Genomic DNA, 18517 nt, shown 5'->3' with positions numbered 1-18517 from the left:
CTCCTCGACCGTCGCGACGGCGACTGCATCACGAGGCGCGGTCCGTGGCAGGAGACTCCGATCTCGTGGGACCGGAACGGCGGCGCTCCCGGGCCTGCCGGGCCTGCCGGACCCCGTGGACCTCGCGGGTCCGGAGGTTTGGGCGGAAACGGCGAGGGGGGTTCGCTCGGGAGCCTCGACAACCTGGCCGGCCTGCCGTGCAATACCGACAGCGACGACGAAGGCGTGGTTGAGATCCGGATCAGCGCGCCGAACCAGGGGTCGGTGATACAGATGGTCTGCAAGACCGATGGGACGGTCGACTGGTCGCCGGCTCCTCCTACGACGACGGCCCCGCGCCCAACGGTGACTCCGCCGCCGACGAGGCCGACCTTCGAGACTCCGGCTCCGCCGACGACTCGGACGCCGCCTTTGACGACGGTCCGGCCGACGCAGCCCCCGCCTCCGACGACGGCTTGGCCGACACCGACACCGACTCCGACTCCGCAGCCGCCGCAAGCCTAGATCCGCGAAGAGTTCCGCGTCTGACCTGGACACAACAGAGCCCCCTGATCAGGGCGAGCAGGGGGTTCTGTGGCGATCAGGGGCGATGTGCCGGTCAGTTGGCGGCTGGCCACAGGTACATGCGGGTCTGGCCGTCTTCCTTCTCACTCCCGATGATCCCGCTGTTCGCCAGGGTCTTCAGGGGGTGCCCAACCCGTGCGTGTCCTCGCCGATGTTCTGGGCGGTGAGCTTCATGCCCGGGTGGTTGCACATGAACGCGACGATCCGCTCGTTGAGGTCATCCCGGGGCGGAGACCCGCGGGGCGGTCGTGCTTCGAGATGCTCGAGGCGCCGCCACAGCTCCGCGTAGGCGGCCGGCCTGTTTGGTGGGCGCCGAGGAGAGCGAGTGTGCATCCAAGGGAACATCGCTCTCGTGACAGATGGTGTTCATCGCTCATATACGTGGTGTAGGGGTAGACGAATATAAGTAGCACATTTCGTCGGCTATACCGCGGGCCGTGGGGTGGCGAGCGAACCCCCGGCGGGCCCCTGAGGGTTCCGCGGGTCTGGGAGGCGCGCCGGGGGAGCTTCCAGGCGTCGGTCGGCGGGCATGGCCGACCCCGGGACGCACGACGGCCGGTGCGGCTGCAGTCCGCACCGGCCGTCGTGGAGCGTCAGCTCGTCCTGGCCAGCACCGTCTCCGGCGTCCGGCACCCGGCGAGCGGGCAGAGCATCGAGCATCCGATGCGGGCGTGGAGATCCGCATCGGTGAGGGTCCTGGCGAAGGGCCAGTGCCCGGTGAAGCGTTGCAGGTACCAGTACAGGAACAGATAGTCCGGTTCTGCGGTGTCGGCGACGAAGACCGGGCGCCCGGGGAGTCGGTCGATCCACTGGGCGTAGGCACTCATCGCGAGGGCGGGTGGTCGGGTCGCCCGGCGGGTGGAGAGCCAGTCATCCGCTCGCCGCCTCCAGGTCTGGAGGGCGACGGGGTGGAGGGTGGCACCGGGCAGTTCACGCACGTTGGTGGTGAACACGGCGGTCGGGTCTCCGTCGGGCGAGTGCGCGGCGGAGGTGAGGGTGAGCAGGGAGTGGGGACCGGGTATCGGCCCGTCGATGTGGATGTGGGTGGTCACGAACGTGTCGGGGGGCATACGGATCCTGGTCGCCGGTCGGGATGGGGGCGTGTTCGCGGCGCGGCCTGAGCCTGCGTGGCGAACGGATCCGCGGCGCGGCACTTCCGCGTGGCGGAGTCACCGGGCCCCGTGGTGGTCACGGGATGCGTCACTGCTGTCCGCTATGCACTTGTCCAGCACGGTGCGGGGTCGCTGTGGAATGCCTGGCCCGACGACGGTAGGACGCTAGTGCTCGAAGGTCAACTATCCGTCGCCGACCGGGCCGCCACCAGGACGTCCATGTGCCGCCCGTCGACCACCCAGGCCGACGGCTGCCGCGCCTCCGGCCGGAACCCGCACTTGATCGCCACGCGGGCCGATGCGTTGTTGCCCTCGGCCCAGGCGTAGGTGACGCGGCGCAGGCCCAGCCCGGCGAACCCGAACCGCAGCACCGCGGACAGTGCGGTGGTGGTCATCCCCTTGCCGCGGGCCGCCGGGAGCGCCCAGCAGGCCGCCTCGGCCGTGCCTGCGGCGAGGTCGAGAGCGGCCAGTTCGACCTCGCCGATCATCTCCCCGGTGGTGGGCTCGCACACCGCCCACGTGTAGCGCTCGTCGCGGCTCCACTCGCGGGCGCGGAGCCGGACGTAGGCGTCGGCCTCCGCCCGGGTGGCCGCCGGCCTGCGGCGCCAGCGGCGGATCTCCGGATCGAGGCAGGACGCCACCACGGCGGGCCGGTCGTCGATGCGGTCGTCGGCGCGCAGGGCGCGCAGGTACCAGGAGCCTGCGTTGATCTCCACCGGTTCCATGGCGGGAGCGCGCGGTGCGCCTACTCCTTGATCTCGCAGATCACGGTGCCCTGCGACACGGAACTACCGGTCTGCGCCGCCAGGCCGGTGATCGTGCCGTCCTTGTGCGCCATCACCGGGTTCTCCATCTTCATGGCCTCCAGCACGACCACGAGATCACCCGCCGAGACCGTGTCGCCGTCGGACACCGCGACCTTGATGATCGTGCCCTGCATGGGCGCGGTCACGGCGTCGCCGGAGGCCGTCGCGCCGCCGCGGCCACCGCCACGCTTGCGGGGCGCCGCCTTGGCCGCTGCGCCAGCGCCCGCGCCTCCACCGATGGCCAGGTCGGCGGGCAGCGAGACCTCCAGCCGCCTGCCGCCGACCTCGACGACCACGGTCTGGCGCGGCCCGGCGTCCTCCTCGGCGTCCTCGCCGCCCTCGAAGGGCGCGACGGTGTTGTCCCACTCGGTCTCGATCCACCGGGTGTGGACGGTGAAGTCCTTCTCCTCCGTCGCGGCGAACGCCGGGTCCTCGACGACGAGCCGGTGGAACGGCAGCACCGTGGCCATGCCCTCGACCTGGAACTCGGCCAGCGCCCGGCGTGACCGCTCCAGGGCCTGCGCCCGGTCCGAGCCGGTGACGACGAGCTTGGCCAGCAGCGAGTCGAACTGGCCGCCGATCACCGAACCGGGCTCGACGCCCGCGTCCACCCGCACCCCGGGGCCTGCCGGGAAGGAGATGGACCGGACGGTGCCCGGCGCGGGTAGGAAGTTCCGGCCGGCGTCCTCGCCGTTGATCCGGAACTCGATGGAGTGCCCGCGCGGCTCGGGGTCCTCGAGCAGGTTGAGCACCTCGCCCTCGGCGATGCGGAACTGCTCGCGCACCAGGTCGAGCCCGCTCGTCTCCTCCGAGACGGGGTGCTCCACCTGCAACCGGGTGTTGACCTCCAGGAACGAGATCAGCCCGTCCTGCCCGACGAGGAACTCGACGGTGCCGGCGCCGTGGTAGCCCGCCTCGGTGCAGATGGCCTTGGCGGCCTCGTGGATCGTGCTGCGCTGCTCGTCGGTGAGGAACGGCGCGGGCGCCTCCTCCACGAGCTTCTGGAACCGCCGTTGCAGTGAGCAGTCGCGCGTGCCGACCACGATGACGTTGCCGTGGGTGTCGGCCAGCACCTGGGCCTCGACGTGGCGGGGCTTGTCCAGGTAGCGCTCGACGAAGCACTCGCCACGGCCGAACGCCGCGGTGGCCTCGCGGACGGCCGACTCGTAGAGCTCGGCGATCTCCTTCTTCTCCCGGGCCACCTTCATGCCCCTGCCCCCGCCGCCGAACGCGGCCTTGATCGCGATGGGGAGCCCGTGCTCCTCGGCGAAGGCCTCCACCTCGTCGGCCCCGCTCACCGGCTCGGCGGTGCCGGGGACGAGCGGCGCGCCCGCCCGGGTGGCGATGTGCCGGGCGGTGACCTTGTCCCCCAGGTCGCGGATGGCCTGCGGGGTGGGGCCGATCCAGGTGAGGTCGGCGTCGATGACGGCCTGCGCGAAGTCGGCGTTCTCGCTGAGGAAGCCGTACCCGGGGTGGACGGCGTCGGCACCGGCGCGCTTCGCGACGTCGAGCAGCTTGTCGATCGCGAGATAGGAGTCGGCGGCGGTGGTGCCGCCGAGGGCGAACGCCTCGTCGGCCAGGCGCACGAAGGGGGCGTCCCGGTCGGGGTCGGCGTAGACGGCGACGCTCCCCAGTCCGGCGTCGCGGCAGGCCCTGATGACGCGGACGGCGATCTCCCCACGGTTCGCGACGAGAACCTTGCTCAAGCGCGCCACGGTCGGCCTCCTCGTGGTGTCCGCTGGGACGGGTGCCCCGAATCGGTTGTTACCGGTGAGTTTAAGGGGGTGGATCCCTCGTGCCCGGCGCGGTCGGTCACCGTCGGCCCGTGAGCTTCCTGACGCCCCGCAGCAGGCGGCGAAGGCGGCGGAGGCGGCGCGGCGTCGGGGGCCGGTGCCCGTCGTACCGGAACGCGGCCTCCCGCTCGGCCAGCTCGGCTCCGGCCGCGCTGCCGAGCTCGCCGCGCCGGTGCAGGGCGCTGGCGACGTCCCAGCCCTCGCGCAGGGCGCCGGAGGGTTCGCGGCCGGCGTGGTGCGCGGCGAAGACGCGCGGCCATTCGGCTCCCAGCGACGCCGCCAGCAGCGGCCACACCGTCGCCGCCTCGCCTGCGCGCTTGCGCAGGAGTGCGCGCCGGGTGGCGTCGATCCGGGCGACGTCGAAGCCGTGGGGGACCGGTGCGCCCGCGACGAGCGCCGCCACCAGCTCGGCCTGCCGGGCCGCGAGGCCGTGGTCGTGGCTCACCGGGGCACCCGCTGCTGCCCGACGGGCGGGCGCCCGGCCGCGGCCGCGATCGCGTCCAGCTCGGCCAGCAGCTCGGCGGCGGGTGGGTAGCGGCCGTCGCGCTCCAGCATCACCGGCGGGGCCTGCGCGGTCCGTTCCACGAGCCGTTCGAGCAGGCGCAGCACGGCTGCGGGCACCGGATGGGTGTGGGTGTCGTGGTAGATCCCGGGGTCGTCGGGGTGCTCCGCACCTCCGGCGACGTGCACGTAGGCGACCCGGTCCAGAGGCAGCCGGTCGAGCACGGCCTCCGGGTCCTGGCCGCGGTTGACCGCGTTGGCGTGGATGTTGGCCACGTCGAGCAGGAGCAGCGCCCCGGTGCGCTCCAGCAGGGCGGTGAGGAAGTCGGCCTCGGTGTACTCGTCCTCGGGCCAGTCGAACAGCGCCGCGATCGGCTCCAGCGCGAGCGGGACGTCGAGCTCGGCCTGTGTGCGCCGGATGTTGCGGGCGAGCACGTCCAGCGCCTCCCGCGTGCGCGGCACGGGGAGCAGGTGTCCGGCGTCGAGGTCGCCTGCGCGGACGAAGGCGATGTGCTCGCTCACCAGCGGGGCCTGCAGTGCGGCGGCGCACGCCGCGAGGTGCGTGACCCGGCGGGCCTCGACGGGTTCGGCGCCGCCGAGGGAGAGCCGGACGCCGTGGGGCACGACCGGGACACCCCGCTCCCGGAGCTCCGTCACCCCGCGATGTGCCGCTGCCGGAGCGATCGACTCGGCGATCACCTCGCAGAAGGCGGGCGCGGCGAGGCCGGCGACCCATGCGGCGATCTCCGGTCGCCAGCCGACCCCCACCCCGGCCGGGAGCGACGCGGGCCGCTCACCCACCGCAGCCTCCGCCGCAGCCCCCGCCCCCGCCTCCCCCTCCGTCACCGCCGCCGCTCCCACCGGCGCCGCCGTCGGCGGTGCCCCCGCCTGCGGTCGCGCGCTGGGCGGCCAGCTCGGTGGCGAAGGACGGGTCGGACGCCCACAGCGCGCTCATCCCGAAGATCCCGACGCTCAGGGCGGCACCGGCCGGCCCCTGGATCGCCCAGTTGGGCTTCACCTTGGGAGACAGCAGGTGGTGCTCGTCGCGCAGTGCGGCGAGCGTGCGGTCGCCCAGCCGGGTGCGCCGCGGTGCGCGCGAGAGCTGGACCGTGGCCACGACCGTGACCGCCACCAGCGCCGCCACGAGGAAGCCCACCGGCTTGGCCTCGGCCACCCCGGCGACCACCCGCACCAGACCGAGGACGGCCACGGCGAGCATCCAGAGGCCCATCTGCCGGATCCGGAGCCGCCGCTGCGGCGACAGCAGCAGCCCGGCGGTCACGAGGCGCGCGTCGATCGCGGCCAGCGCGGCGGCCACCTGGCGGTGGAACGGCAACCGCTTGCGCTGGCCGCCCCGGGCGGTGGCGTGGATCGCGCGCTCCAGCTCGTCGGCGCCGGGCTCGAGGCGGCCGGCGGCGCGGACGGCGCCGTGCCATGAGCTGACGGTCCCGCGCAGGTGCATCGCGCTGAGCGCGGACACGACCGCCAGGTCGGCGCCTCCGTTGAGGTAGGCGATGTCGTGCGGACGGGTCGTGAGGTCGATGGCCGGGGCGGTGACCCGGGACTCGGCGAGCACCCGGCGGGCTCGCGTGCTCGCCACCCAGACCGCCACCGCGATCACGAGATAGGCGAGCAGGAACGTCGGACCGCTGATGCCCCAGGTGTCAGCTGTTGCTGTGAGGGCCACCGCACACCTCCTGAGCCGTCCTTATGAGACGTCTCACAGTGTTGCTGCCCTCTTGCGGCGGCGAGAACCTTCTTGACCAGGACTTGAGGTTGCCTAGTCAGGCCGCTGCGGTGGCCGTGCGCACCTGGTTCTTGATCCTGGCGAGCATCGCCGCCATGCCGCGCAGCCGGAGCGGGCTGACGGCCTGGGCCAGCCCGAGCGCGGTGTAGAAGTCGTCGGGCACGGCCAGCACCTCGGCGGCGGGCTCGCCGTCGAGCCCGGTGTGCATGATCGACGCGAAGCCCCGGGTGGTGGGCGCCTCCGGCGGTGCCGAGAAGAACAGGTGCACGGCCCGGTCACCCCCGGGCTCCACCTCGACCGCCAGGAACAGCGGCGACTGGCACTCGTGCACCTGCTCCATCGTGTCGGCCGCGTCGGCGTAGCGCTCCGGCAGCGCGGGCAGCTCCCGCGACAGCTCCAGCAGCAGCTGCAGCCGGTCCTTCGGACCGACCTCCGAGAAGTCCTCGACCAGCTCGGCGAGCTGCGGGGGGAGGCTCATCGCACGTCCTCGCTGCGCTCGACCGGCTTTTCCCCCGGGCGCTGTGTCGATGATTCGCTCGCAAGCTCGCTCATCGCCCGCCCTCGCAGCGCTCGGCCGGTGCTCCGGTCGCTCGGGTGCTCATACCGAACCGCGCTCCGAGCCCTGGACGATCGGCACGCGCACGGTGTTGCCCCACTCCGTCCAGCTGCCGTCGTAGTTGCGGACCTTGCCGAAGCCCAGCAGGTGGGTGAGCACGAACCAGGTGTGGCTGGAGCGCTCGCCGATGCGGCAGTAGGCGACCACGTCGTCCTCGGCCGAGAGCCCCTGCTCCTGCACGTAGATGGCGTCCAGGTCGGCCCGCGGCTTGAAGGTGGCGTCCTCGGCCGCCGCGCGGGCCCACGGGACGCTCGCCGCGCCCGGGATGTGGCCACCACGGACCGCACCCTCCTGCGGGTAGTCGGGCATGTGCAGCAGCTCGCCGGAGTACTCGCCGGGCGAGCGCACGTCCACCAGCGCCCCTCCCCGACCCACGAGCCCGAGGTGGGCGAGCACGTCGTCCTTGAACGCGCGGATGGTGGCGTCGTCGCGCTCGACCACCGGGTAGTCGGTGGGGGTCGGCTTCGTCTGCTCGGTGGTCATCTCGCGGCCCTCGGCGACCCACTTGGCCCGGCCGCCATCGAGGATGCGCACGTCCGGGTGGCCGAACAGGGAGAACACCCAGAGTGCGTAGGTGGCCCACCAGTTGTTGCGGTCGCCGTAGAAGACCACGGTGCTCTCCCGCGAGATGCCGCGCTCGGCACACAGCCGCGCGAACCCCTCCCCGTCGACGTAGTCGCGGGTGACGGGGTCGTTCAGCTCGGTGTGCCAGTCGACCTTCACGGCGCCGGGGATGTGCCCGGTGTCGTAGAGCAGCACGTCCTCGTCGGACTCGACGACGACGAGACCGTCGGTGCCCAGGTTCTGCGCGAGCCACTCGGTGGTGACCAGCCGCTCGGGGTGGGCGTACTCGGCCAGCTTCGGGTCGGTGTCGTGGGGCAGCGCCATGCGTTCAGGCTAGTCCTCACCGTCCGCTCGGGTGTAGTGCAACCGGCAGCGGCGATCACCCCCCGAGCGCCTCGCGGAGCCCGAGGCCGGCTCCCGTGGCGTATGCGGCGTCGAACCCGTCCGGTCCGAGCGCGGTGACCAGCCGGCCACGGAGTTCCTTCTGCTCGATCGCGTCGTCCGGGTCGAGGATCTGCCCGAGCGTGGCGAGCGCGCTCTCGGCGGCGGCGAGCAGGCGGGCGGCGTGGACGTGGTCGCCGTCGATCTCGGCCACGATCGCCGCGTCGAGCGTGACGTAGGGCAGGAAGTCGTCGATCCCCTGCTCGAGAGCCCGCCGGCAGGTCGTGGTGAACAGCTCCCGGGCGCGGTCGACGTCACCCGCGTGCCACTCGACGTAGGCCAGGTTGTGCATCTCCATGACCACCCGGTCGGCGTTGCCGAACTCCTCGCTGAGCGCGATGCTCTCGGCGTAGAGCGTGCGTGCCGACGCGAGGTCCCCCGAGATCCGCGCGGAGCCGGCCAGGATGTGCGTCGGGGCGAGTTCGAGCCGCCGCCGGCCCGCGCGCCGCGCGAGCTCCAGTGCCTCCCGCCCCAACCGCCGGCCCTCGGAGACGTCTCCGCCGCGGACGGCCACCCTGGCCAGCATGCAGAGCGCCTCCACCTCGGCGTCGACGTCGGCGCTCCCGCGAGCGCGGGCGAGCTCCTCCCGGCTCAACCGTTCGACGACCGCCGTCTCGCCACGACGGAACGCCGCACGCGTGTCCTCGTAGTAGCTCACGACCACGACGGTATATCGATCGTGGCGGAGTCGATCACGGTCTCCGGCGCGGTCAGGCCGTCGAGGTCCACAGGTCGGTCACCCGGACACCGACACCGGCCAGCAGGCGGCGGGTCAGCGGCAGGCTGATGCCGATGACGTTGGACGGGTCACCGTCGATGCCCTCGACGAACCAGCCGCCGAGGCCGTCGAGCGTGAAGGCGCCGGCCACGGCGAGCGGTTCACGGGTGGCGAGGTAGGCGTCGAGCTCCTCGTCGCTCGGCTCGGCGAACCGCACCACGGTGACCGCGTGTCCCTCGGCGACCCGGTCGATCTCCCCGTCGGCCAGCCGCAGCACGGTGTGGCCGGTGACGAGCTCACCGGTGCGCCCGGCCATGGCCCGCCAGCGCCGCCTGGCCACCTCGACGTCGCCGGGCTTGCCGACGAGCTCGGAGTTCACGTGCAGCATCGAGTCGCAGCCGATCACGACCGCGTCCGGGTGGGTGCCGGCGATCCGGCGGGCGATCGTGGTGGCCTTCGCGCCGGCGAGGGTGGTGACCTTCTCGCCCGGCGAGGCGTGCGGCACGGTGTCGAGCAGCGCCTCCTCGTCGACGTCGGCCACCTCGACGACCGGGTCGAGGCCCGCCGCTCGCAGTACCGAGAGCCGGGCGGGGGAGGCGGAAGCGAGTACGACACGCACGACGACCGAGCCTAGAGGTCACTCGGCGACGAGCCCGTGCCGGTAGGCGTAGCGCACGGCCTGGGCCCGATCGTGCAGGCCGGCCTTGGCGAACAGGTGGTTGACGTGCGTCTTCACCGTCGCCTCCCCGACCACGAGGCGGCGCGCGATCTCGCGGTTGGACAGCCCGGCCGCGATCAGAGCGAGCACCTCGGCCTCCCGGCTCGTCAGGCCGTCGGGAGGTGGGCCGGACGGCCGGGGACCGGCGGCGACCAGGCGGGCGAGCGCTGCGGAGTCGATCGTGGACTGCCCCGCCGCGGCGGACCGCAGCGCGTGCCCGATCGCCTCGGCGTCGGCGTCCTTGGACAGCCACCCGAGCGCGCCTGCGCGCAGCGCGTCGACCACGGCGGCGTCGTCGGCGTAGGTCGTGAGCACGACGACCGCCGTGCCGGGGTGCTCCGCGCGCACCCGCCGCGTGGCGCCCACCCCGTCGCACACCGGCATGCGCAGGTCCGTGAGCAGGACGTCGGGGGCGTGCCGGGCGACGAGGGCGATGGCCTCGTCGCCGTCGGCCGCGGCGCCGACGACCCGGATCCCGGGCAGCAGGTCGAGCAGGGTGACCAGGCCCTCGCGCACGATCGTCTGGTCGTCGGCGAGCACGACGCGCAGCTCCGCGGCCGTCCGGCCGTCCCGGGCGCTCACGCCCGCATCGCGTCCGCCGCGGGCAGCCGCAGCCGCACCCGCCAGCCGTCCGCCACCGGGCCGGCCTCCAGCTCGGCGCCGGCCAGCGCGGCCCGTTCGGCCATGCCGGTGAGGCCGTAGCCACCCGGCTGCCGGGGTGCGGGCGCTCCACCGCGGTCCTGCACCACCAGCTCCGTGGCCGCGCCGCGGCGGGTCAGCCGCACGTGCACCGGCGCTCCCGGAGCATGCCGGCGGGCGTTGGTGAGGGCCTCCTGGGCCGTGCGGAGCACCGTCTCCCGCTCGCCCGCCGCCAGGCCGGCCGGCTCGCCGTCGATCTGCAGCGTGGCGTCGGGGGCGTCGGCGACGAGCGCCCGCAGCCCCTCGACGACGTCGACCGGTTCCGAGCGCAGGGCGGCGACGGCCTTGCGCGCCTCCGCCAGCCCGTCGGTGGCCAGCCGCTGCGCCCGCTCCACCTGCGCCACGGTGTCCGGCGGGGCGCCGTCGCGCAGCAGCATCAGCCGTGCCCCCTGCAGCTGCACCGCGAGCGCGGACAGCGAGTGCGCGAGCACGTCGTGGACGTCCCTGGCGATCCGGGCGCGCTCGTCGAGGGCCGCGGCGCGGGCGTGCTCCTCGTGCGCCCTCGCGGTGGCGACGACGGCGAGCTCCCGCTGCTCGGCGCGGTGGGCGCTCTCGCGGCGCCCCATCCCGAACAGCAGTATCGCCACGAGCAGGAGCACGTACACCGCGACGACGGCCGGTGCGGACCCGAGACTCACCGCGACCAGGCCGATGACCGCTCCGACGAGCGTCGCCGCCGCGGCGGCGACGGGAAACCTGACCGCGGCGATCAGCACGGCGTAGACGAGGAACGCGAACGGGGTGGGGGACCGCGTGGTGGCCAGGAGTGCGACGCCGCCCAGGCCGGTCGCGGCGACACCTGCGGGCGTCCACCACCACGGTGGGTCCTCGCGCATCCACCCGAGGAGTGCCCAGCCCGTGGTCGCGACGGCCGCGGCGGCGACCGCGGCGAGCGGGTGCGTGGGCGGCGGCTCTCTCACGAACGACGCCACCAGCACGATCGGCAACCAGACCAGGTTGCCCGCCACCCGCAGCGGGCCGCGTTCCACGATCACGGGTCGAGTCTGGACCCCGCCACGGCGCCGCGTCGATCACGGGCGCCCGGCCGCAGCGGCCTCCCGTCGGCCCGGACCCGGTAGCTGAGCACCGCGTACTGGGCGGCGAGGCTCACCCCCACCGAGAGCGCCACGGTGGTCGCAGCGGCCGCCCGCGCGTCGCCGGTGGTCAGGACGGCCACGCCCACCCTGGCGCCGATCGAGACCACCCAGAGCACCAGGAGCGGCCAGCCACCGCGCTGGTAGAGGTAGCCGTCGCGCTCGGTCAACCGGACCGCGGCGCCCCGAGCGGCCCCGAGCCCCACCATCAGCAGGAGGTCGAGCACCACCACCCCGACCGCCGCGCCGGTCCAGCGGATGTCGGCGTTGCAGGCCTGGTCGAGCCCGACCAGCACGAGGACGACCGGCAGCACCACGGCCCGTCGGAAGGACACGAACCGGCCGCTGAACTGCCGCGACAGCACCCAGACGAGCACGAGGCCCGCGAGCGCGTACGAGAGGATCTCCATGCCGACGACCCTGCTGCGTGCGGGCCCGGTGATCGTCGGCCCGGCGGTGGACCCGGGGTGGAGATCGCGTCTCCACCCCACGGTGGACCCGCGTGCGGGTCAGCCGCTCACCTGCTCCATTCCTCGCTCCAGTCCAGCGCGTCCGGGGGCAGATGGCCCCCGCAGAGCGGGATGAGCACGGTCCGGCCCCCGTACCGGTCGGGGTCAGCCTGTAGCGCGGCCACCCCGGCAGCACCGGCGGGCTCGACGAGGAGCCCGACGTCGGCGGCCAGCCACCGCGTCGCGCTCCGGAGCTGCTCCTCGCTGACCAGGACCATGTCGTCGACGTGATCGAGCATCGCCGCGACCGACTCCGGGAACGGCTCGCGAACGGCGATCCCGTCGGCGACGGTGGTGGCGCTCGCGGTGGTGACCACCCGGCCCGCCCGCCACGAGAGGGCGGGAGCCGCGGCGTTCTCGGCGCAGACGCCGACGACCTGGACCTCGGGGTTGCGGTGCCGCAGCCATTGGGCGACACCCAGGATCAGTGCGCTGTTGCCGACGGGAACGAGCGCGACGTCGGGCAGCGTCCCGGCCTCGGTGACCTCGAGCGCCATCGTCGCGGCCCCCGCGGCGATCCACGGGTCCCGGCCGTCCTGCACGAAGCTCAGCCCGGACGCGCTCGCGAACTGCCGGGCGCTCGCGATGGCGGAGTCGTAGTCGGGGCCACCGACCTCGACCTCGGCCCCGAGAGCGCGGATCGACTCGACCTTCGCCGGGTTCGCCGACGCCCCGACGAAGACCCGGCACGAGGTCCCGGCCGCGCGGGCCGCATACGCCAGCCCCTGGCCGAAGTTCCCCGCCGACGCGCACACCACCCCGCCGGCCGTCGACCCGACCTCGCGCATCCACGTGACCGCCCCGCGACCCTTGAACGATCGGATCGGGTTGAGGGTCTCGACCTTGAGCACGGCCCGGGCGCCCCCGGCGTCGAGCGTGGTGCCGGACAGGAGGGGGGACCCGGCGAACACCGGGTCGAGGTGCTCCGCGGCGTGCCGGATCTCCTCGACCGACGGCACCACACGTTCCCCCATGCCCCGATCATGGACCGCCGAGCCCCCTGCGACCAGCGCCGCCGTCCGCCGGAGCCCACACGCTGCAGCAAAGCCACTTTCACGCAACGAGGTGGCATGAAAGTGGCTTTGCTGCAACCAGGCGTCAGCTGCCCCGGCCGCCGTCCGGGCCCGTCGGGTGGCCGACGGGGTTCGTGTCGGCGGGGGCGTCGCCGGCGCCGGTGCCGTACGGCTCCCGCCGGACGGGCGTGGAGCCGGCGCCCTTGCCGGTGGCGGTGCGCTTGCTGGAGGTGCCACGCAGGCGGGGCATCGCGGTCAGCACCGCGATGGCCACGAGCGCGATGAGGCCGATCCTGACGATCGTGTCGGTGTCCACGCCGGTCCCCTCCTCCTGGCTGCGGGTCTGCCGTCCGGACGGACGGCCCGTCCCCCTCGGCCGGTGAGCCGAGTGTGGGGGCGATCACAGCGGGGAGGCCAGGAACTTGGGCGAACCTTGAGGCTGGCGGCGCGCGGCAGGCCTCAGCGGGGCCAGGTGGAGGTCTTCCACGCGCCGGGGCCCGGGTGCAGCGGCACGCGGAACCTGGTCACGGGGTCCGACCAGCGGTCCCGGACGGCCGGCGCCGACGTCGTGCCGGGTGTGGCGGCCGCCGCGGCGAGCACCACGGTCAACGCGGCCACCTCCTCGTCGGTCGGGTCGCCCCGCACCACCCGGAACAGCGCCCGGCGCTCCTCGGGGGTCGCCTCGCCGGGCGCCGTCACAGCGGGATGTTCCCGTGCTTGCGGGCCGGCACGGCTTCCCGCTTGGTGGCCAGCAGCCGCAGGGCGCGCGCGATGTGGCCGCGCGTGTGCGACGGCGGGATGACGCCGTCGATGTAGCCGCGGTCGGCCGCGATGTAGGGGTTGGCCAGGGTGTCCTCGTACTGCTGCTGCAGCTCGGCCCGCCGGGCGGCGAGCTCGTCGCCCTCGAGGCCCTTGAGCTCCTTGCGGTAGAGGATGCTCACCGCTCCGGCTGAGCCGGTCACGGCGATCTGCGCGGTCGGCCAGGCCACGTTGACGTCGGCACCCAGGTGCTTGGACCCCATCACGTCGTACGCGCCGCCGTAGGCCTTGCGGGTGATCACCGTGACCTTCGGGACCGTGGCCTCGGCGTAGGCGTAGATCAGCTTGGCGCCGCGACGGATGATCCCGTTCCACTCCTGCTCCGTGCCGGGCAGGAAGCCGGGCACGTCGACGAACGTCAGCACGGGGACGTTGAACGCGTCGCAGGTGCGGACGAACCGGGCCGCCTTCTCGGAGGCGTCGATGTCCAGGCAGCCGGCGAACTGCGTCGGCTGGTTCGCCACGACGCCGACCGACCGGCCGTCCACCCGGCCGAAGCCCACCACGATGTTGGGCGCGAACAGCTCGTGCACCTCGAGGAACTCGCCGTCGTCGAGCACCCGGTTGATCACCTCGCGGATGTCGTACGGGGTGTTCGGGGAGTCCGGGATGATGCTGTCGAGCTCGAGGTCGGTGTCGGTGAGCCCGTCGGCGATCGCGCCGTCCGTCGGCTCCGGCGCCGGGAACGCGGGCGGCTCGGAGAGGTTGTTGGACGGCAGGAAGCTCAGCAGTTCCTTGACGTAGGCGAACGCGTCCGCCTCGTCGTCGGCCAGGTAGTGCGCCACCCCGGACTTCGTGTTGTGGGCCCGGCCGCCGCCGAGGTCCTCGAAGTCGACCTCCTCGCCGGTGACCGTCTTGATGATGTCCGGGCCGGTGATGAACATGTGGCTGGTGCCGTCGACCATCACCGTGAAGTCGGTGAGCGCAGGGGAGTACACGGCGCCACCCGCGGCCGGCCCCATGATCAGTGAGATCTGCGGGACGACACCGGAGCTGCGCACGTTGCGCACGAAGATCTCGGCGTAGAGGCCGAGCGCGACCACACCCTCCTGGATGCGGGCCCCGCCGCCGTCGTTGATGCCGATGACGGGGCAGCCGATCTTCGCGGCCAGGTCCATGACCTTGACGATCTTCTCGCCGTGCACCTCGCCGAGTGCCCCGCCGAACACCGTGGCGTCCTGGCTGAACACCGCGACGGGACGGCCGTCGATCGTGCCCGTGCCGGTGACGACACCGTCCCCGAGCGGGCGGTTGGCGTCCATCCCGAAGTTCGTGGAACGGTGCCGGGTGAGGGCGTCGAGCTCGACGAAGGAGCCCGGGTCGAGCAGTTGGTCGACCCGTTCTCGGGCGGTCTGGCGGCCCTTCGCGTGCTGGCGCTCCACCGCCGCCGCGCTGCCGGCGTGCACCGCGCTGTCGATGCGCTGGTAGAGGTCGGCGAGCTTGCCTGCCGTGGTGTGGATGTCGGGCTCGTCGGCCCCGGACGCGTCCCCGACCGGCTCAGCAGCGGCGCTCATCGTCGTCCCTCGCTCATGGCTGGGCAGCTTAATCCGGACAGGTCAACCCGGGGGTGGGCGCCGGGCGCCGCCGACGCCCGGGTCTCGCGCAGCGTCAGCGGTCCACTACGGAAATGGGATTCCCTTCCGTTGTTCGGCGGATCCGCTCACTCATTTTCCGGTGATCTGACCGGTGTGGACGAATTCGTCCTAGGATCCTCGATGGTCCGGTTGCCCCGCGCTCTCCGGCTTCGAGTCGAGGGCGGCCGACCCAGGCGAACTTCGAGACCGCCAACGACCGACCGCGACGGACACCCTGAGCCATGTCGAACGATGGCCCGACCACCGTGCCGGATCGAATGCTGCGCGGAGGTGTCGGCGGCAGTTGCTCGCGGTTCTTCTTCGGACACATTCCGTGGCTTCGCCGGGAATGGATCCCGGGAATCGAAGAAGGTGAGCGAGCGTGATGCCGGCTGGTGGAGAACTCCTCGGGCGCACCGTGGAGATCACGGCACTCCACGATCTCGTCGACGCTGCACCGCAGCGGGGCGGGGCCCTGGTCGTGATCGGCGAACCCGGCGTGGGGAAGTCGGCGCTGCTGACCGCCGCGCAGAGACGCGCGACGGAACGCGGCATCCGGGTGCTCCGGACCGCGGGTGTGCAGTCCGAGGCCACCGTGCCCTTCGCGGCCCTCCACCAGCTCCTGCGACCGATCCTCCCGGCGACCCACGGGCTGCCGGAGGCCCACCGGGAGGCCCTGAGGGTCGCCTTCGGCCTGAGCGACGCGGCGCCCCCTCAGCTGTTCCGCATCGCATTGGCGGTGCTCGACCTGCTCGCGGAGAGCGCGGCGCGCGCCCCGCTGGTCCTGATCGTCGAGGACGCGCACTGGCTGGACCGCGGCACCGCCGACGTGCTGGCCTTCGTCGCGCGGCGCCTGGAGTCCGATCCGGTCATCCTGCTGGCCGCCGGCCGAGAGGGGTCCGAACATCCCCTCGCCGACCCGAGCCTGCCGCAGCTGCGCCTGGCGGCCCTCGACGATGCCGCTGCCGCGCGGCTGCTCGACGCGCACGCGCCCGGCCTCGCACCTGCCCGCCGCGAGCGGCTGCTCGAGGAGGCCGCGGGCAACCCGCTCGCGCTCGTGGAGCTGCCGCGTGCCCTCGAGGACCTCGGTGACGCGCCCGCGCTCCCGCCGTGGCTACCGCTGACCACGCGTCTGGAGCGGGCGTTCGCGGCCCGCGAGTCGGAGCTGCCGACCCGCACGCGTGCGTTGCTACTGGTCGCCGCCCTCAACGACGGCGACTCCCTGGCCGAGGTCGTGCGCGCCGCAGGCGTGCTGCTCGGGGCCGAGCTGTCCGTGGCGGAGATCGCGCCCGCGGTGTCCGCGGCGCTCGTGACCGTCGACGAGACCGCGCCCGACGAGACCGTGTTGCGCTTCCGTCATCCCCTGGTGCGTTCGGCGATCCGGCAGACCGCGGGTATGGCCCGGCGCCAGGCGGCACACGCCGCGCTCGCGAGCGTCCTGACCGACCAGCCCGACCGGCGCGTGTGGCATCGCGTCGCGTGCCGGCTCGGGCCCGACGACGAAGCGGCGGACGAGCTGGAGGCCGCCGCCACGCGCGCAGCGCGGCGGGGGGCGATCGCGGGTGCCGTCAGTGCGCTGGAACGGGCGGCGCAGCTGACCGAGGACCCCGCACGGCGAGGTGGTCGGCTGCTCCGGGCCGCCGAGTTGGCGTTCGAGATCGGACGCCGCGACCTCGTCCTCAGCCTGCTGCACGAGGCCGAGCCGCTGGAGCTCGGGCCCCTGGAGCGCCCGCGCCTGTCGTGGCTGCGGGAGATGTTCGAGGCGGGCCAGTGGTCGGGCTCGGCGAAGGTCGCCGCCATCGTCGAGATCGCGGACCGGCTGCGGCTCGGAGGCGACGCCTACCGGGCGCTGAATGCGCTCCTGCTGGTGGCGCTGCGGTGCTGGTGGGCCAATCCGGACGGGCACACCCGGGAGCTCGTGGTCGCGGCCGCGGAGCGGATCCCGGTGCCCGAGGACACGCCCGAACTGCTCGCCACCCTGGCGTTCGCCGCCCCCCGCGAGCGGGGTGCCGTCGTCCTCGATCGTGTCGCCCGGCTCGACGCGGACGCCGCGCGCGACCCCGAGACGCTGCGTCTGCTGGGCTCGGCAGCCACCGGTATCGGCGCGTTCCCCGAGGCGCCGCGGTTCCTCGAGGCGGCCGTCGCGGGGCTGCGCGCCCAGGGCCGGCTGGGGCTGCTCGCCTACGCGCTGGTGTCCCAGGCCTGGACGGGGATCTTCCTCGGCGGCTGGCGCGTGGCGATATCGGCTGCCGAGGAGGGCGCGCGGCTCGCGGTCGAGACGGGTCAGCCGACCTGGGCGACGGCCGCGAAGGCGGCCGAGGCGACCGTCGTGGGCCTGCAGGGGGACCAGTCGGCGGCGGAAGCGCTCGCGACGTGCGCGGAGGGCCTGTCGCTGTCGATGGGCGCCACCCCGATGCTGTCGCTCGTCCAGCTCGCTCGTGGGTCCACCGCGCTCGCCGCGGGCCGTCATGCCGACGCCTACGAAGACCTGCGCCGGATCTTCGACCCGGGCGACATCGCTCACCACGGCTACGTCCGTGACTGGGTCCTCGTGGACCTCGTCGAGGCCGCGGTGCACAGCGGGCACACCGACGAGGCGCGGGTGATCGTGCACGAGTTCGAGCCGATCGTCGCCGAGACCCGGTCCCCGCTGCTGCGGGTGAACCTCTGCTCCGTCCGGCCGCTGCTCGCCTCGGACGAGCACGCCGAGGCGCTCTTCCGGGACGCGCTGGGTGCCGATCTGAGCGCCTGGCCGTTCCTGCGGGCCCGGGTCGCGTTCGCGTACGGCACGTGGCTGCGGCGGCATCGGCGGGCGGTGGAGTCGCGCCCGTTGCTCCGCGCGGCTCGGGAGGCGTTCGACGCACTCGGTGCACGGACATGGGGTGAGCGGGCGCGTCAGGAGCTGCGCGCGTCCGGCGAGACGAGCCGGGTGGACGTGCCCGAGGGGCGCGACGACCTCCTCACACCCCAGGAACTGCAGATCGCCCGGATGGCCGCGCAGGGGCTCTCGAACCGCGAGATCGGCCAACGGCTCTTCCTCTCCCACCGCACCGTCGGCACCCACCTGTACCGCACCTTCCCGAAGCTCGGGATCACGTCGCGGTCCGAGCTCCACGGGGCCCTGAGCGGGCCGCGGGTGGTGGCGGTCTAGACCGATTGGTCCGCTCCCCTCCCGCCCGGCGGCGACGCGGGGACGATTTCGGCACGTCCGTCGCCCGCCGGCGTCCGT

Annotated in this window: 18 protein-coding genes; 1 reads left to right on the top strand and 17 read right to left on the bottom strand. The window is 73.6% G+C overall.

Annotation, left to right across the window (positions count from 1 at the left end; genetic code table 11):
- Window positions 1–1157 precede the first annotated feature (1157 nt).
- The 17 genes from ACQPZA_RS31870 to ACQPZA_RS31790 form a co-directional block, all read right to left on the bottom strand.
- A complete protein-coding gene (locus ACQPZA_RS31870) occupies window positions 1158–1634 on the bottom strand; it encodes a hypothetical protein (protein ID WP_433275758.1) in 477 nt (158 codons plus the stop codon).
- Between the two features lie 221 nt (window positions 1635–1855).
- Window positions 1856–2401 (bottom strand): GNAT family N-acetyltransferase, encoded by a 546-nt coding sequence (locus ACQPZA_RS31865; protein ID WP_433275757.1) that lies wholly within the window; start codon window positions 2399–2401, stop codon window positions 1856–1858.
- A 20-nt stretch (window positions 2402–2421) separates the two neighbouring features.
- Complete coding sequence (locus ACQPZA_RS31860) at window positions 2422–4188, bottom strand: acetyl/propionyl/methylcrotonyl-CoA carboxylase subunit alpha (RefSeq protein ID WP_433283079.1); 1767 nt, start codon at window positions 4186–4188, stop codon at window positions 2422–2424.
- Window positions 4189–4294: 106 nt separating this feature from the next.
- Window positions 4295–4720, bottom strand: coding sequence for a hypothetical protein (locus ACQPZA_RS31855; protein WP_433275756.1), 426 nt, complete (start codon window positions 4718–4720; stop codon window positions 4295–4297).
- A complete protein-coding gene (locus tag ACQPZA_RS31850) occupies window positions 4717–5622 on the bottom strand; it encodes a DUF692 domain-containing protein (protein WP_433275755.1) in 906 nt (301 codons plus the stop codon). The genes ACQPZA_RS31855 and ACQPZA_RS31850 overlap by 4 nt, the downstream gene beginning before the upstream one ends.
- A complete protein-coding gene (locus ACQPZA_RS31845; RefSeq protein WP_433275754.1) occupies window positions 5570–6463 on the bottom strand; it encodes a TIGR04222 domain-containing membrane protein in 894 nt (297 codons plus the stop codon). The genes ACQPZA_RS31850 and ACQPZA_RS31845 overlap by 53 nt, the downstream gene beginning before the upstream one ends.
- Before the next feature lie 97 nt (window positions 6464–6560).
- Complete coding sequence (locus ACQPZA_RS31840; protein ID WP_433275753.1) at window positions 6561–7001, bottom strand: SufE family protein; 441 nt, start codon at window positions 6999–7001, stop codon at window positions 6561–6563.
- A 120-nt stretch (window positions 7002–7121) separates the two neighbouring features.
- Window positions 7122–8027, bottom strand: a complete 906-nt coding sequence (locus tag ACQPZA_RS31835; protein ID WP_169399430.1) for a sulfurtransferase — start codon at window positions 8025–8027, stop codon at window positions 7122–7124.
- A 55-nt stretch (window positions 8028–8082) separates the two neighbouring features.
- Window positions 8083–8802, bottom strand: coding sequence for a tetratricopeptide repeat protein (locus tag ACQPZA_RS31830; protein WP_433275752.1), 720 nt, complete (start codon window positions 8800–8802; stop codon window positions 8083–8085).
- 52 nt (window positions 8803–8854) lie between these two features.
- Window positions 8855–9481: a Maf family protein gene (locus ACQPZA_RS31825; RefSeq protein ID WP_433275751.1), complete on the bottom strand. Its 627-nt coding sequence runs from the start codon at window positions 9479–9481 to the stop codon at window positions 8855–8857.
- Window positions 9482–9499: 18 nt separating this feature from the next.
- Window positions 9500–10162, bottom strand: coding sequence for a response regulator (locus tag ACQPZA_RS31820; protein ID WP_433275750.1), 663 nt, complete (start codon window positions 10160–10162; stop codon window positions 9500–9502).
- Entirely contained in the window at window positions 10159–11274 is a 1116-nt protein-coding gene (locus ACQPZA_RS31815; protein ID WP_433275749.1) for a sensor histidine kinase, read from the bottom strand. The genes ACQPZA_RS31820 and ACQPZA_RS31815 overlap by 4 nt, the downstream gene beginning before the upstream one ends.
- Window positions 11271–11783 carry a hypothetical protein gene (locus ACQPZA_RS31810; RefSeq protein ID WP_433275748.1) on the bottom strand — a complete coding sequence of 171 codons (513 nt, stop codon included), beginning with the start codon at window positions 11781–11783 and terminating at the stop codon, window positions 11271–11273. The genes ACQPZA_RS31815 and ACQPZA_RS31810 overlap by 4 nt, the downstream gene beginning before the upstream one ends.
- A gap of 107 nt (window positions 11784–11890) precedes the next feature.
- Window positions 11891–12856: a threonine ammonia-lyase gene (locus tag ACQPZA_RS31805; protein WP_433275747.1), complete on the bottom strand. Its 966-nt coding sequence runs from the start codon at window positions 12854–12856 to the stop codon at window positions 11891–11893.
- A gap of 124 nt (window positions 12857–12980) precedes the next feature.
- The gene (locus ACQPZA_RS31800; protein ID WP_433275746.1) at window positions 12981–13211 is read right to left on the bottom strand and encodes a hypothetical protein; all 231 of its coding nucleotides are present in this window, start codon (window positions 13209–13211) and stop codon (window positions 12981–12983) included.
- A gap of 143 nt (window positions 13212–13354) precedes the next feature.
- Complete coding sequence (locus ACQPZA_RS31795; protein ID WP_169399438.1) at window positions 13355–13594, bottom strand: acyl-CoA carboxylase subunit epsilon; 240 nt, start codon at window positions 13592–13594, stop codon at window positions 13355–13357.
- Window positions 13591–15228, bottom strand: coding sequence for an acyl-CoA carboxylase subunit beta (locus ACQPZA_RS31790; protein WP_433275745.1), 1638 nt, complete (start codon window positions 15226–15228; stop codon window positions 13591–13593). Before ACQPZA_RS31790 ends, ACQPZA_RS31795 begins: the two co-directional genes overlap by 4 nt.
- A gap of 445 nt (window positions 15229–15673) precedes the next feature.
- Between ACQPZA_RS31790 and ACQPZA_RS31785 the strand changes: the two genes are divergently transcribed.
- Window positions 15674–18439, top strand: a complete 2766-nt coding sequence (locus ACQPZA_RS31785) for an ATP-binding protein (RefSeq protein ID WP_433275744.1) — start codon at window positions 15674–15676, stop codon at window positions 18437–18439.
- Window positions 18440–18517: the final 78 nt, after the last annotated feature.

The organism is Pseudonocardia xinjiangensis, from assembly GCF_050948425.1.
Taxonomy (GTDB): domain Bacteria; phylum Actinomycetota; class Actinomycetes; order Mycobacteriales; family Pseudonocardiaceae; genus Pseudonocardia; species Pseudonocardia xinjiangensis.
Note: the sequence above shows the minus strand (reverse complement) of the source record. Positions and strands in the feature narration are given on the sequence as shown.

Excerpts from the sequence above, each read along its gene's own strand:
- ACQPZA_RS31870 (WP_433275758.1), bottom strand. The coding sequence starts at position 1,634 with ATGCCCCCCGACACGTTCGTGACCACCCACATCCACATCGACGGGCCG.
- ACQPZA_RS31865 (WP_433275757.1), bottom strand. The coding sequence starts at position 2,401 with ATGGAACCGGTGGAGATCAACGCAGGCTCCTGGTACCTGCGCGCCCTG.
- ACQPZA_RS31840 (WP_433275753.1), bottom strand. The coding sequence starts at position 7,001 with ATGAGCCTCCCCCCGCAGCTCGCCGAGCTGGTCGAGGACTTCTCGGAG.
- ACQPZA_RS31835 (WP_169399430.1), bottom strand. The coding sequence starts at position 8,027 with ATGGCGCTGCCCCACGACACCGACCCGAAGCTGGCCGAGTACGCCCAC.
- ACQPZA_RS31810 (WP_433275748.1), bottom strand. The coding sequence starts at position 11,783 with ATGGAGATCCTCTCGTACGCGCTCGCGGGCCTCGTGCTCGTCTGGGTG.
- ACQPZA_RS31805 (WP_433275747.1), bottom strand. The coding sequence starts at position 12,856 with ATGGGGGAACGTGTGGTGCCGTCGGTCGAGGAGATCCGGCACGCCGCG.
- ACQPZA_RS31790 (WP_433275745.1), bottom strand. The coding sequence starts at position 15,228 with ATGAGCGCCGCTGCTGAGCCGGTCGGGGACGCGTCCGGGGCCGACGAG.
- ACQPZA_RS31785 (WP_433275744.1), top strand. The coding sequence starts at position 15,674 with ATGCCGGCTGGTGGAGAACTCCTCGGGCGCACCGTGGAGATCACGGCA.